Genomic DNA, 14,425 nt, shown 5'->3' with positions numbered 1-14,425 from the left:
ATCCTCACAAGGAGTTGGCTATGACTGCCAAATATTGAGGCCGTTACGATCTACTTTTGTCAGTAGTGTCGACACCTCGGTCCCATCTGGGAGTTGTAAACTTGGTGCAATTTCCGCAAGAGGGTAGAGTACGAACTCGCGCTCTCTCATTCCATAGTGTGGAACTGTCAGTCTTTCGGAATTAATCACCTCATTGCCGAACAGTACAATATCAAGATCCAGTGTTCTTGGACCCCAACGTTCTTCTTTTCGGACACGCCCTTGTTCTTGCTCGATAGCTTGTGTGCAATCAAGCAGCTCAAGAGGCGTCAAATTCGTGTTTATAGCGACAACCGCATTAATGTAATCCGGTTGATTTTGCGGACCCATTGGTGTGCTGCTGTATAACGAAGAAGCGGCCACAAACTCAGAATTTGGTAGTGACTTGATAGCTTCTATCGCTTGCTTAGCTTGGCTGACAGGATCAGCCAAGTTACTGCCTACCGCAATGTACGCTGTAATCATGATTTCGACTTGCTCTTTTTCTTGCGATAGGTTTTTCGGCGTCGCTGGCCTGAGCCTGGTGACTGGCTATCGAGATCGTTTGCCATAGCTTGGCGCATTTCTCGGCCTGCATTTTGAAAAGTTTCCCACCACTTGGCAAGCTTCTGAGTGTCGCCACCCTCAATTTCACCGCGCATTTCAAGAAAATCAAAGCCAGCTCTAAATTTATTGAGCTCCATTAGACGGAATGCTCGTTTACCGTTACGTCGTGGCAGACGTAATTGTAATTGCCAAATTTCACGAATGGTGGCGGTATGACGGCGAGGAATTGCGATGGTTCGTACTTGCTCATCAAGAATGATATTACTTGCTTCCATTACGGCATCGTAGTGACACAGGTTGCGCTGTTCCATTAGCTTGTCTGCTAATGCGCACAGTGGATACCACAACATTGCAGCAAACATAAATGCAGGGTTAATACGTTTACCGTCATCGATACGCATATCCGTAGAGTCCAATACTAAATCAAGCATTTGCTCCGTATGGGATTCGTAATCTTCAGTGAAGTGCTCTGAAATAGAAGGGAACAACTGTTGGAATAAGTTGTATTCGCGCAGCAGGTGGTAGGTTTCTAAACCATGACCTGACTGAAGCATTTTCAGTGATTCTTCAAATAGACGAGCAGATGGGATGTCACGTAGTAATGGCGCCATCTCTTCAATCGGAGCTGCTGTGTCTTCTTCAATATCAAAATCAAGTTTTACTGCGAAACGAACTGCGCGCAACATACGTACAGGATCTTCGCGGTAACGAGTTTCAGGATCACCAATGAGACGAATCAGGCGATCTTCGAGGTCTTCGATACCACGCGCGTAGTCGTGAATCGAGTAGTCCGCGATGTTGTAGTACATCGAGTTTATCGTGAAGTCTCGGCGCTCAGCATCTTCATCAACCGTGCCATATACGTTATCGCGTAGCAGCATGCCTTCTTTTGACTGTTGAGAGATGTTCTTGTTTTGTTGTTCTTGGTGGTGACCACGGAAAGTGGCGACTTCAATGATGTCTCGGCCAAACATAATGTGTGCAAGGCGGAAACGACGACCAATCAAACGGCAGTTTCTAAACAGCTGTTTGATTTGTTCTGGTGTTGCGTTGGTCGCAATATCAAAGTCTTTTGGCTTTTGTCCAAGCAGTAAGTCTCGAACCCCGCCACCCACAAGAAAAGCATCGAAACCAGCACCGTTTAGTCGGTATAGCACTTTCAGTGCATTGTCACTGATTTGCTTACGCGAGATGTTGTGCTCTTCACGAGTAAGTACATTGAGAGCGAGTTCTGGAATTGTGGCCGGTTCGCTTGTTGTATAGTCGTTTGTATTCATGTGCATCTGGCAATAACTGGGTTTAGTCCAATTTTGCGTTGGTTAGTTCTTAAGCCGCTAGGGCCAATTTTGCGCCTAATGATAGCCTACGCAGTGCCATTTGAGAATCACGGCGTGATTTCAATCTCGACTGGAAGTTGTTTTACCTGCCAATTTTCGCAGCCCCAACGTAGAATTTCGTCTATGTTAGCGGCGTTTAACTCTTTAGGAATGTGGAAGCCTAAAAAGGTCATTGCGCGCAGTAAAGTAGGCTTTGGATCATTGACATCAATGGCCGTAGCATGATTTTGCTTTGAAAGCTTATTACCGTTTGTGTCCATTGCTAACGGTAAATGTAAGTAACTGACTTCAGGTTGTCCAAGTATTTGGTACAGGCTTATTTGGCGCCCCGTAGGTTCAATGAGATCTGCACCACGTACGACTTCGGTAACACCTTGATCGATATCGTCCAATACTACCGCAAGATTGTAGGCAAATAAGCCATCTCGACGTTTAATAATGAAATCTTCATTTATTAGAGCTTCAGGAATGCTCATTTGACCATGCCTTTGGTCGATAAAATGGCTGATGGGCTTCGTCATTTTTAGACGAATTGCCCCCTCTTGCAAGTTCTTGTTTCGACAAGTGCCTGGGTAGTAGCCACCGTGTTCTTTGATTTGCTTACGAGTGCATTGGCAATAGTAGGCGTCACCATTTTTCAACCAAGCATCGATTTGTGCTTGGTATAGGTGATGACGTTGGCTCTGATAAACGATCTCTCCATCCCAATGTAAATGATAGGCTTCTAAGGCTTGAAGAATGGCTTCTGATGCCCCCTGCATTTCTCTTGGGGGATCAAGGTCTTCGATGCGAACTAGCCAAACGCCATGGTTGGCTTTTGCTTGAAAGTAGCTACCTAGTGCAGCAACGAGTGAACCAAAATGTAATGGGCCTGATGGGGATGGGGCAAATCGACCTACATAGCGTGTCATGCGTGTATCTCGAAAATTATTACGTAATATTATAAACTTAACGTTACAAAACTAGTTAAAACAAAAAGGGAGCCTGAGCTCCCTTTCAATAATCATAATGCGTGGTTGATTAACCTTGCATTTGTTTTTCTTTGATTTCTGCAAGTGTTTTACAGTCGATACAAAGATCAGCTGTTGGACGAGCTTCAAGGCGACGAACGCCAATTTCTACGCCACATGATTCACAGAAGCCGAAGTCGTCATCCATGATTTTGTCTAACGTCTTCTCAATCTTTTTGATCAAGCGGCGTTCACGGTCACGGTTACGCAGTTCTAAGCTGAACTCTTCCTCTTGAGAGGCACGGTCAACTGGATCTGGGAAGTTTGCTGCTTCGTCCTGCATATGGTGTACAGTGCGACCGACTTCTTCCCTGAGTTGATTACGCCAAGCTGTTAAGATTTTTGTAAAGTGTTCAACCTGCTCTGGCGACATGTATTCTTCACCAGGCTTTTCCTGATATGGCTCCACACCAGCAATGGCTAGGATGCCTATGGTTTTTTTCTTTGATTCTGGCATACAGCATCTCCTACTTACACCTAGTCAACTGCTACGCAGTCAATTTAAGGCGGGTATCTATAGCAAAAAGAGGCGGTGCAAGCAATCACTGAATAGCAAACTTATCGTCATTGTGAAGATGACATCATTTTTTCTCATTAATTGATAAAATCAACATCTGAAACAAGTTTGATTTCAGTATTACTCAGTTCGGCTTTGTAGCAGAGAACTTCCACGCCCGCGTCTTGTGCTTGTTTTAGTAACATTGAATATTTCGCGTCTATATGGTGCGCCGCGGATACTTTTTCAATGCCTGAATGTAAAACAGTGAATAAAAGTATGGCTCTACTTCCATTTTGTGCCATTTCTGTGAGCTCTCGCAGGTGCTTTTGTCCCCGAGTGGTCACGGCATCAGGGAAATAACCTTGTCCCGAGGCGTTCTGCTCATCAAGTAAGGTGACGCTCTTTACCTCTATATAACACTTCGGTTTGTCGCTTGCGCTGAGCAAGATATCAATTCGGCTATTTTCACTGCCATATTTAACTTCAGTTTGAAGTGCGTCATATCCAGAGAGCTCTGAAATGACATTATTTTCAATTGCTTCTATTGCTAATTGGTTGGCTCGTGCGGTATTAACACAGATTTTATGCCCTTGGGTCGTTTCACTCAGTTCCCAACTATTAGGATATTTACGTTTGGGGTTATCTGAGGTGGAATACCAGACCGTATTACCCGATTCAGCACAACCAGTCATGGCCCCAGTGTTGGCACAATGGATTGTACGGGTTTCACCATTATCTAGTTCGATATCGGCAAGGAAGCGTTTGTAGCGTTTTAGCAGAGTTGCTGACTCTAGAGCGGGTTTGAATTGCATTTGCTTATTTAGCCAAGAAGGTTTTTATGTACAATGTGGCCAACATTACCACATAGGGTCTTACCTTTGTCACAATTGCCGATTGAAGCCGTGATGCCGCAATTACTTAAGGCGGTAAAAACGCAACATCAAATTATTCTTAAAGCTGCGCCTGGTGCAGGTAAGTCAACCTACTTCCCGTTACAGCTTTTGTTAAACCAATCTGTGACAGGCAAAATTGTGATGCTTGAACCTCGTCGCCTTGCTGCTCGTAATATAGCGCGTTATTTGGCACAGCAACTTGGCGAGCAAGTCGGTGGTCGCGTGGGTTACCGCGTGCGTGGTGAGACAAAGGTGAGCCATCATACACAGTTAGAGATTGTGACAGAGGGGATCATGACTCGCATGATCCAAAATGACCCTGAACTTAATGGGGTCGATTTATTGGTCTTCGATGAGTTTCACGAACGTAGTATTCACGCAGATACGGCGTTGGCATTCAGCTTAGAAGTTCAAGAAGCGTTGCGAGATGATCTAAAAATCGTCGTGATGTCGGCAACATTAGACCAAACTGCATTGCAAGCACTGTTGCCAACGGCTGCTTATATTGAGTCGGATGGCCGCAGTTTTGATGTTGAAACGCGTTACTTACCGTTGGGAAACAATGATCCTCTGCCGACGTCGATGGCAAAGACAATTGAAAGTCTGATGCAAAAAGAGTCGGGATCGTTATTGGCTTTTCTTCCCGGTGTAGCGGCGATCAAACAGGTTGAAGAGCGTTTATCACATCTGCCTGATAACGTAGAAGTGTGCCCTCTTTATGGTCAACTCAGTTTTGCGGAACAACAAAAGGCAATTTCGCCAGCGGCTATAGGTAAGCGTAAAGTAGTGCTAGCGACCAATATTGCTGAAACGTCCTTAACGATTGAAGGCATTCGTTTGGTGGTTGATTCGGGATTAGAACGAGTCGCTCGTTTTGATTTAAAAAATGGTCTAACACGCCTGGAACAAGTGCGTATTGCGCAGTCTTCCGCGATTCAACGTGCCGGCCGTGCTGGTCGTATCGAAGAGGGAGTTTGTGTTCGCTTGTATTCTGAAAGTCAGTTAAAGCAGCAGCCCCAAGTACCACAACCTGAAATTCTTCATTCAGATCTTGCCAGCTTAGTCATGGAGTTGGCGTTTTGGGGAGCGGGTGATATTTCTGAGCTCAAGTGGCTTGATGTTCCATCGACCGCTGCACTTTCTCAGGCTAAGCAATTGTTAGTCTCTTTGGGCTTGCTGACCGAACAAAACCAACTAACGTCAGAGGGAAAAATCGCACATGAACTGGGTGTTGAGCCTCGTTCTGCGGCAATGTTGATTCAGGCGCAGTATTCCGGTGAAAAAATGCTAAATACCGCGCTCGCTGCCGTCGCCCTTATTGAAGAGCCTGAACGTAACGTGACGAATGTTGCCCACAGTTTACACCGTTGGATGTCGGGCGCGCATTCGAAAAAAGCGATACTAATTAAACGCGCTCAAACATTGGCGCATAAGCTAGACACCGCATTTAGCTTGAAAGATGTTGATGAGCAAGCGTTTCCATTGGTGTTGAGTTTGGCATTTCCAGATCGCATTGCCCAACAACGAGTGAACCAATATGGCCGCTTTACACTTGCAAATGGTCATGGTGCAGAGTGCCGTGCTGAAGATGTGCTTGGTGGTTGCGAGTATTTGGTTGCCATTGATTTGATGCGTTCACACTCCAACTCTAGCCAGGTTAATTTGGCATGTGAGCTAGATATTCATGCCTTACAAGATACGTTTGAGTCGCTATTTTCTTCGCAAGACGTTGTTGATTGGGATGAAAAAAAGGGACGGTTGGTTGCAGAACGACAAATTAAACTCGGACAATTGGTGATCAAGCGAGAAGTGATGCCAAGTCCGGGTAAAGAAAAAATGACACAAGCTTTACTCACTTATGTCCGTCGTCAGGGCTTACAGAGTCTAAACTGGACTCCAGCAGCGACAAACCTGTTAGAGCGGATCCGTTGTGCAGTGGCGTGGTTGCCAGAACAAGCTTGGCCAAGCTTTGATGAGGCAGGTTTACTCGATAATTTGGAAATGTGGTTAGAGCCTTATATGAGTTCGGTGTCATCGGTAAAAGATCTGACAAAGGTGAACTTGATCGAAGCGCTTAATGCTCGATTGGGTTGGCCCTTAAATCAAAACATCGATGAATGGTTGCCTGAAGAATATCATCTACCAACGGGCTCTAAAAAGCGCATTCGTTACCAGTTTGGTCAAGAACCGGTCCTTTCGGTACGCATGCAGGAAGTATTTGGTGAAAGTGGATCGCCAACCGTTGCGCTTGGACGAAAGCGCATGGTGTTAGAACTGTTGTCACCAGCACAGCGACCGCTTCAAGTTACCTCTGATTTGGCTGCGTTTTGGGCGGGAAGCTATAAAGAAGTGCAAAAAGAAATGAAAGGGCGTTATCCAAAACACGTTTGGCCAGACGACCCTGCAAATCATGTTGCGACGACAAAAACAAAAAGACAATTAAATAATGACTGATACAAAAAAGCCTAGCGTGAAAAAATCGCCAGCCAAAAAAGCAACGCCAAATAAATCGACAACGGCAAAAAGCAGCAGTGCGAAACGACCAAAGCGATCACCATCGAAAAAACCAAGCGGTGAGAAACGCTCTTGGCTGAAAACTATCTGGTCATTCAGTTGGAAAGCTGGCGTAGCGCTGGCTGCAGTATTGGTATTTGTCGGTATTTATTTAGATAGTGTGGTGAAAGATCGCTTTGATGGTCAGCTTTTTGATCTTCCAACTGTCGTCTATGCCCGTATTTTAACGTTGAGTCCAGGAGAAAACATTTCCGTTAAAGAAATGCGCAATGAATTGGACGTGTTGAATTATCGTAAGGTGAGTCAACCTCGTTATCCCGGGGAGTATTCTTCTTCTTCAACTCGCATAGAGTTGATCCGTCGTCCGTTTGAGTTTAACGATGGGCCAGAGCCAGATCGCCACGTTATGCTGCATTTCTCTGATAGTGGTTTGCAACGGATTCAATCTTTGGAGTCGAAAGGGGATCTTGGTTACTTGCGTATCGAACCTAAGATGTTGGGTATGCTGGAAAAAGATCAAAATGAACAGCGTTTATTCTTACGTCGCGATCAATTTCCGGAGATTTTGGTCGATGCGTTATTAGCAACGGAAGATCGTGATTTTTACCAACATGATGGCGTGTCACCACTGGCTATTGGTCGTGCGCTTGTAGCCAATATTAAAGCGGGGCGCACCGTTCAAGGTGGCAGTACTCTGACTCAGCAGTTAGCCAAAAACCTATTTCTTACTCGTGACAAAACCTTATGGCGTAAAGTACGTGAAGCGTATATTGCGTTGATCTTGGATTATCGCTACAGCAAAGACCGAATTCTTGAAGCGTACCTAAACGAAGTTTATTTAGGCCAAAGTGGTGGTGATGCGATTCACGGTTTTGGCTTGGCATCGCGTTACTACTTTGGTCAACCGATTCAAGAGCTGCGTATTGATCAATTAGCGATGCTGGTGGGCATGGTCAAAGGCCCATCTTACTACAATCCAATTCGTTATCCTGAACGCACCAAAGAACGACGTGACTTGGTTCTGCGTTTGCTTATGCAACAAGATATGTTAACCGCAGAGCAATATGAACAAGCGGTTAATCGTCCATTGGATACGCAAAGTAAGCCGCGTATTGCCAGTCGTCAGCCTGCTTACTTCCAACAGCTAAACATTGAACTGAAAGAGAAAGTGGGTGATAACTTTAAGTCGGATACTGGTTTACGATTGTTTACCTCGTTGGATCCGGTTTCACAAAGTAAGTTGGAAAAAGCCATCGCGAAGAAAGTCCCAGAGCTTGCGCAACGAGCGGGTAAAGAGCTAGAAGCGGCTGCGGTTGCGGTTGATCGCCATAGCGGTGAAGTTCGAGCAATGGTGGGAGGTAAGCGAGTCGGGTATGAGGGCTTCAACCGGGCTTTGAATGCAAGCCGTCCGATAGGCTCTTTGGTCAAGCCGGCTATTTATTTAACGGCGTTAGAGCAGCCAGAGAAGTATAACTTAGCGACAACATTGCATGATACGCCATTGAGTTTAAAAGGCAGTAAGGGGACGGTTTGGTCGCCTCGAAACTTTGACCGTAAATTCCGTGGCGATGTGCCTTTGTACTTAGCACTGGCAAAGTCATTGAATGTACCAACGGTTCGATTGGGTATGCAACTTGGTATTCCTGAAGTCTCCGATACGTTGGGACGGTTGGGTGTTGATAAGCAAGAGATTCGTCCTGTCCCATCGATGTTCCTCGGCGCATTTTCGTTAACACCGTTTGAAGTCGCACAGATGTACCAAACACTAACCAATTCAGGGAAACGAGCGAAGTTGTCGGCGTTGCGCTCCGTTATCGATATGGAAGGCAATGTATTATACCAATCATTGCCTAAATCCTCGCCAGCAGTCGATGAGCAAGCGGCTTGGCTAACGACTTATGCGATGAAGCAAGGTGTTGCTCAAGGAACGGGACGTTTCTTACAAAGTCAGTTCGCATGGGCGGCATTAGCCGGGAAAACGGGTACCAGTAATGATAGTCGAGATAGTTGGTTTGTCGGAATTGATGGCCGAGAAGTAACGACAATTTGGCTTGGCCGAGATGATAATAAATCGACGAAATTGACGGGTTCTAGCGGTGCTTTACGCGTTTATGCAGAATACTTGCAACAACGCATACCTGAACGATTGGATTTACCTTGGCCAAGAGAAGTCACTACATTGGGCTTTCAGAAGACGCCTCAAGGGGCATTAGAAATGAATTGTCGTAGTGAGTATAAGCTGCCAGTTTGGGATAAAACGGGCCAAATCAAACAACAATGTGAGAAAAAGTCTAACTGGTTGAACAAGTTATTTGATTGGTAAAATGTTCAAAAACATCATCGCTGACTTGTGCAGTTGCTGAATTCTTAGTACAAGTAAGCGTTAAAGGTTCAGTAAAGGAAGAAAGGAATGTTCAGAAAGTCGACATTATGTCCATGGCAGTGCAAGGTTGCGCTTTGGATCTGCTCCTTTTTGATAGCAACCCCTTCCTTTGCGAAACATGAAGATCCGTCGCGCCCGAAAGTCGCCGTTGTATTGGCTGGTGGAGGCGCAAAAGGTGCCGCTCATATCGGTGTCTTAAAAGCGCTTGAAGACATGCATATTCCGGTCGATATCATTACTGGTACGAGTATGGGAGCCTACGTTGGTGGCTTGTATGCCACGGGCATGAGCGCGGATGAAATCGAAAGTTTTATTTATAGCGTCGATTGGAATAGCGGTTATCGAGACCGTGTCGACCGCAGTCAACGTCGCGTTCGCGACAAAGAATACGAAGACCGTTACCAAATTAACACTGATCTCGGCTTAAGGTTTGGGGAAGTTCGTTCACCAACGGGGGTTGTTCAAGGCCAAAATATGTTACGTATTTTGCGTGAAACCACCGGTAATTTAGGCCGTTTTAAATCCTTTGATGATCTCGCGATTCCATACCGCTCGGTTGCGACGGATATTGTCGAATTAGAAGAAGTGGTATTGGATAACGGCTATCTGGTTGACGCCATGATGGCTAGTATGTCGGTACCGGGTGCTCTCCCTCCTTATGAACTCAATGGACACATGCTCGTTGATGGCGGCGTGGTCAATAATATGCCTGTTGATATCGCTCGTTCGATGGGAGCAGATATCGTGATTGCGGTCGATATCAGTACCGATTACAAAGACAAAGAAGACTTTACAGGCTTGTTTGTCGTTGCCGATCAGCTATCCAATTATCTGGTTCGTCGCAGCACTCAAGAGCAAGCGAAAACACTCAAAGATGATGATGTTTATATTCGACCTGATGTCGGTCAAATGGAAACGGTTGATTTTGACAAGATGCCAAATGCATTTAAGTCAGGGTATGACATCACGATGAAGTTGAAATCAAGACTTGAAGCATTGAGTGTTGAAAGCTCTGATTACCAAAAATACATCGAGCACAAACAAGATGTCCGAAAAGCGATGCAGTACGGTGATGAACGCGTTGTTGATCAGATCGTGATTGTCAACAACACGCACTATAGCGATGTATTGCTGACAAACCGTTTAGAGCTTGATGCAGGAAGACAACTCACCACGGAAGAGATCGAAAAAGCCGTCGAAAATTTGTATGCGCTCGATCGCTTCGAGTTGATCACTTATCACTTTGAAGAAATAGAGGGCGTAAACCTACTTGTCTTTGAAGTGAATGAGAAGTCATGGGGACCGAATTACCTTAACTTTCGCTTTTTCCTTGAAGATGATTTCAATACGGACAGTCAATATGGGATTGGTGTTTCTGCCAACTTTACCGACTTGAATTCGCACGGTGCAGAATTGACCGTTAATGTAGACATGGGAACGGATAAACTGATAGAGGCAGAGCTCTACTCTCCGGTTCTATCTAGCCAAGAGTTGTTTGTCTCTGGTCGCGTGAACTACAACAATGAAAACCGTAACTGGCCGGTTAATGATTTTGAAAATCCAGATATCAGTTCGGTCTATGATTTTCTTCCGGTCTCTTATACGGAGTTCACTACCGACCTTGCCGCTGGTGTGCAACCAACGTTATGGCAAGAGTTCCGAGTGGGCGGGCGATACACGAAAGGCGAGATTGAGGCCTCTACCTTTGCCTCTGCGGGGCATTTTGATTATGAACGTTTAGGCGTGTTCGCAAAATACCGACTCGATACGCTGGATGATTTTGCCTTTCCTACGCGGGGTATGTTGATTGATTTAGATTACTTAATCTCTCATGACAAGAGCCCAGAAAGTTTTCAACTTGGCAATCCTGATAAGGATATTGAAGATACGGTCTATGAAATTACCGCGCGTTTTAAAGGTGCGTTGACACACAGCCGTCATACTTTAGTCGGTCAGGCAGAATACAGTGTTGTTGAGAGTAAAAATTCTTCTATTCCTCTCGACCCACGAGAGCTCGGTGGTTTTTTAAACCTATCTGGAATTCCAAGAAACAGTCTTATTGGTCAAAACCTATTTTTCACCAGCTTAGTGTATCGCTATAAATGGATGGAGAATGATTTTGGATTGTTCCAAGCCCCAGTTTATCTGGGAGCATCGTTGGAGCATGGTGGTGTTTGGTCAGATAACAATCTGAAGCTAAATGATGCACCATTGTATAATGCGGCGTCCGTATTTTTTGGCGTTGATTCACCTATTGGCCCCATTATGTTGGCTTACGGTCGTACAGAGGAAAGTTTGGATGCTGTGTACTTGATCGTTGGAACATCATTTAAATAAAAAGGTAAAGAGCAGCAAAATCTCTGCATATTTAGCCAATATTCACCGGACTTTAGTCGTAAGTTGCTATGTTGGTCAAAGTGGGGAGATTTTAATTTAAAGTTAAATTTGCTATTCTGTCGCCCACAGTTTGGCCTCTACGGCGCTGTTTCTCAATCAAGAATTGAATGAAAACAAGGGCAATGGAGAGCCAAGTTTCCAAGGATGTTCACTCCTTTACTTTAACAATAGTAATTAATAAAGGAGGAACCGCAATGAGAGGAAAAAGTCGTGCTTGAAGCCTACCGTAAACACGTCGAAGAGCGTGCTGCCGAAGGAGTTGTTCCTAAACCGCTAGACGCGGAGCAAGTTGCTGGACTTGTTGAACTTCTGAAAAATCCCCCACAAGGTGAAGAAGCGTTTATTCTTGACCTACTAGAAAATCGCATTCCACCAGGTGTCGATGAAGCTGCTTATGTAAAAGCAGGTTTCCTGACTGCAGTGGCTAAAGGCGAAGTGGCATCACCATTGGTAAGCCGTGAAAAAGCGGCAGAACTGTTGGGTACTATGCAGGGTGGTTACAACATTGCTCCACTTGTTGAGTTCCTTGATGATGACATGCTTGCTTCAATTGCAGTAAAAGCGCTGTCTCACACACTACTTATGTTTGATGCTTTCTATGATGTAGAAGAGAAAGCCAAAGCAGGCAATACATTTGCACAACAAGTCCTACAATCTTGGGCTGATGCTGAGTGGTTCACTTCAAAAGAGAAAGTCGCTGAAAAGATCACCGTTAAAGTCTTTAAAGTAACGGGTGAAACTAACACGGATGATTTATCTCCAGCACCAGATGCTTGGTCTCGTCCTGATATCCCAGTACACGCGAAAGCGATGCTGAAGATGGAACGTGATGGCATCGTGCCAGATCAGCCAGGCAGCGTTGGTCCTATTAATCAAATTGAAGAGCTGCAAAAAGACGGTATCCCTCTTGCCTACGTGGGTGACGTTGTTGGTACGGGTTCTTCACGTAAATCTGCAACGAACTCAGTGCTTTGGTTTATGGGGGAAGATATCCCATTTGTACCAAACAAACGCACGGGTGGTATTTGTTTAGGCGGTAAGATTGCCCCAATCTTCTATAACACGATGGAAGATTCTGGCGCGCTACCAATTGAGTTAGACGTACAGAACATGAATATGGGGGATGTGATTGAAATTTACCCATATGAAGGCGTTGTCCGTAAAAACGATGAAGTGATCTCTCGCTTTGAACTAAGCAAAGTGTTGCTTGATGAAGTTCGTGCTGGTGGTCGTATTCCACTGATCATCGGTCGAGGTCTAACAAGCCGTGCTCGCGTATCATTGGGTCTGGAAGAAACAGACCTATTTGCTAAGCCAGTTGACCCTTCGGCATCTGACAAAGGCTACACACTCGCTCAGAAGATGGTGGGTAAAGCATGTGGCGTTGAAGGTGTACGTGCAGGTCAATATTGTGAGCCTAAGATGACGACGGTTGGTTCTCAGGATACGACGGGTCCTATGACGCGTGATGAGCTAAAAGACCTTGCTTGTCTGGGCTTTTCAGCAGACCTAGTCATGCAGTCATTCTGTCATACATCGGCATACCCGAAACCAGTCGATGTAAATACGCACCACACGCTACCTGATTTCATCATGAACCGTGCTGGTGTATCGCTGCGTCCTGGTGATGGTGTTATTCACTCATGGCTAAACCGTATGCTGCTGCCTGATACTGTCGGTACAGGTGGTGACTCACATACGCGTTTCCCTCTAGGTATCTCGTTCCCTGCGGGTTCTGGACTCGTCGCGTTTGCAGCGGCAACAGGTGTTATGCCGCTAGATATGCCAGAGTCGATCTTGGTACGTTTCAAAGGTGAAATGCAGCCAGGTATCACGCTACGTGACCTTGTGCACGCCATTCCTTACTACGCTATTCAACAAGGTCTATTGACGGTTGAGAAAGCAGGTAAGATCAACGAATTCTCTGGTCGAGTGCTAGAAATTGAAGGTGTTGAACATCTAACGGTTGAACAAGCATTTGAGCTTTCGGATGCGTCAGCAGAGCGTTCGGCTGCGGGTTGTACAGTTAAACTGTCTCAAGAGTCGGTTGAAGAATACCTAAACTCAAACATTACTATGCTTAAGTGGATGATCTCTGAGGGATACGGTGACCGCCGTACTATCGAGCGTCGTATCACCGCGATGGAAGAGTGGTTGGCAAACCCTGAGTTGATGGAAGCGGATGCAGATGCGGAATACGCGCACATCATTGAAATCGACCTAGCGGATATTCATGAGCCAATTCTATGTGCACCAAACGATCCAGATGATGCGCGTCTTCTATCAGAAGTACAAGGTACGCAAATTGATGAAGTGTTCATTGGTTCTTGTATGACAAACATTGGTCATTTCCGTGCGGCAGGTAAATTACTTGAGCAGTTCGGTGGTCAACTGGATACTCGCCTATGGGTCGCACCACCAACGAAGATGGACCGTGATCAGTTAACGGAAGAGGGTTACTACGGCATTTATGGTCGTGCGGGTGTTCGTATCGAAACGCCGGGATGTTCTCTATGTATGGGTAACCAAGCTCGCGTAGCAGACAAAGCAACGGTAATGTCGACGTCTACTCGTAACTTCCCGAACCGTCTAGGTACAGGAGCGAATGTCTACCTATCTTCAGCAGAACTTGCCGCTGTGGGTGCAATTTTAGGTAAGATTCCAACCAAGGAAGAATACTTAGAGTATGCGAAGCAAATTGATGCAACGGCTGCAGACACTTACCGTTACTTGAACTTCCATAAGATGGACCAGTACACTAAGAAAGCGGATGAAGTGATCTTCCAAGAGCCTGCATAAATGTTATG

At 45.5% G+C, this 14,425-nt stretch carries 9 protein-coding genes; 4 read left to right on the top strand and 5 right to left on the bottom strand.

Going from position 1 to position 14,425, the window contains the following annotated elements:
• Positions 1-18 precede the first annotated feature (18 nt).
• The 5 genes from folK to sfsA form a co-directional block, all read right to left on the bottom strand.
• Positions 19-504, bottom strand: a complete 486-nt coding sequence (folK, locus tag VA249_RS11585) for a 2-amino-4-hydroxy-6-hydroxymethyldihydropteridine diphosphokinase (protein WP_128810233.1) — start codon at positions 502-504, stop codon at positions 19-21.
• On the bottom strand, positions 501-1,862 hold the full coding sequence (gene pcnB / locus VA249_RS11580; protein WP_420864268.1) for a polynucleotide adenylyltransferase PcnB: 1,362 nt from the start codon (positions 1,860-1,862) through the stop codon (positions 501-503). Before pcnB ends, folK begins: the two co-directional genes overlap by 4 nt.
• Positions 1,863-1,969: 107 nt before the next feature.
• Positions 1,970-2,833, bottom strand: a complete 864-nt coding sequence (gene gluQRS / locus VA249_RS11575) for a tRNA glutamyl-Q(34) synthetase GluQRS (RefSeq protein ID WP_221068078.1) — start codon at positions 2,831-2,833, stop codon at positions 1,970-1,972.
• 109 nt (positions 2,834-2,942) lie between these two features.
• A complete protein-coding gene (dksA, locus tag VA249_RS11570) occupies positions 2,943-3,389 on the bottom strand; it encodes an RNA polymerase-binding protein DksA (RefSeq protein ID WP_128810236.1) in 447 nt (148 codons plus the stop codon).
• Positions 3,390-3,526: 137 nt separating this feature from the next.
• Positions 3,527-4,243, bottom strand: a complete 717-nt coding sequence (sfsA, locus tag VA249_RS11565) for a DNA/RNA nuclease SfsA (protein ID WP_221068077.1) — start codon at positions 4,241-4,243, stop codon at positions 3,527-3,529.
• 66 nt (positions 4,244-4,309) lie between these two features.
• Here sfsA and hrpB point away from each other — a divergent pair, with 66 nt between their 5' ends.
• The 4 genes from hrpB to acnB all read left to right on the top strand — a co-directional run bounded on the left by hrpB (position 4,310) and on the right by acnB (position 14,417).
• Positions 4,310-6,778, top strand: coding sequence for an ATP-dependent helicase HrpB (gene hrpB, locus VA249_RS11560; protein ID WP_221068076.1), 2,469 nt, complete (start codon positions 4,310-4,312; stop codon positions 6,776-6,778).
• Positions 6,771-9,161 (top strand): penicillin-binding protein 1B, encoded by a 2,391-nt coding sequence (gene mrcB / locus VA249_RS11555; RefSeq protein WP_221068075.1) that lies wholly within the window; start codon positions 6,771-6,773, stop codon positions 9,159-9,161. Before hrpB ends, mrcB begins: the two co-directional genes overlap by 8 nt.
• 87 nt (positions 9,162-9,248) lie before the next feature.
• Complete coding sequence (locus tag VA249_RS11550; protein WP_221068074.1) at positions 9,249-11,558, top strand: patatin-like phospholipase family protein; 2,310 nt, start codon at positions 9,249-9,251, stop codon at positions 11,556-11,558.
• Between the two features lie 270 nt (positions 11,559-11,828).
• Positions 11,829-14,417, top strand: a complete 2,589-nt coding sequence (acnB, locus tag VA249_RS11545) for a bifunctional aconitate hydratase 2/2-methylisocitrate dehydratase (protein WP_221068073.1) — start codon at positions 11,829-11,831, stop codon at positions 14,415-14,417.
• Positions 14,418-14,425: the final 8 nt, after the last annotated feature.

Source organism: Vibrio alfacsensis (genome assembly GCF_019670485.1).
GTDB classification, from domain to species: Bacteria; Pseudomonadota; Gammaproteobacteria; order Enterobacterales; family Vibrionaceae; genus Vibrio; species Vibrio alfacsensis.
Note: the sequence above shows the minus strand (reverse complement) of the source record. Positions and strands in the feature narration are given on the sequence as shown.

Coding starts and splice junctions, on each gene's coding strand:
- folK (WP_128810233.1), bottom strand. CDS start 504: ATGATTACAGCGTACATTGCGGTAGGCAGTAACTTGGCTGATCCTGTC.
- pcnB (WP_420864268.1), bottom strand. CDS start 1,862: ATGAATACAAACGACTATACAACAAGCGAACCGGCCACAATTCCAGAA.
- gluQRS (WP_221068078.1), bottom strand. CDS start 2,833: ATGACACGCTATGTAGGTCGATTTGCCCCATCCCCATCAGGCCCATTA.
- dksA (WP_128810236.1), bottom strand. CDS start 3,389: ATGCCAGAATCAAAGAAAAAAACCATAGGCATCCTAGCCATTGCTGGT.
- sfsA (WP_221068077.1), bottom strand. CDS start 4,243: ATGCAATTCAAACCCGCTCTAGAGTCAGCAACTCTGCTAAAACGCTAC.
- mrcB (WP_221068075.1), top strand. CDS start 6,771: ATGACTGATACAAAAAAGCCTAGCGTGAAAAAATCGCCAGCCAAAAAA.
- VA249_RS11550 (WP_221068074.1), top strand. CDS start 9,249: ATGTTCAGAAAGTCGACATTATGTCCATGGCAGTGCAAGGTTGCGCTT.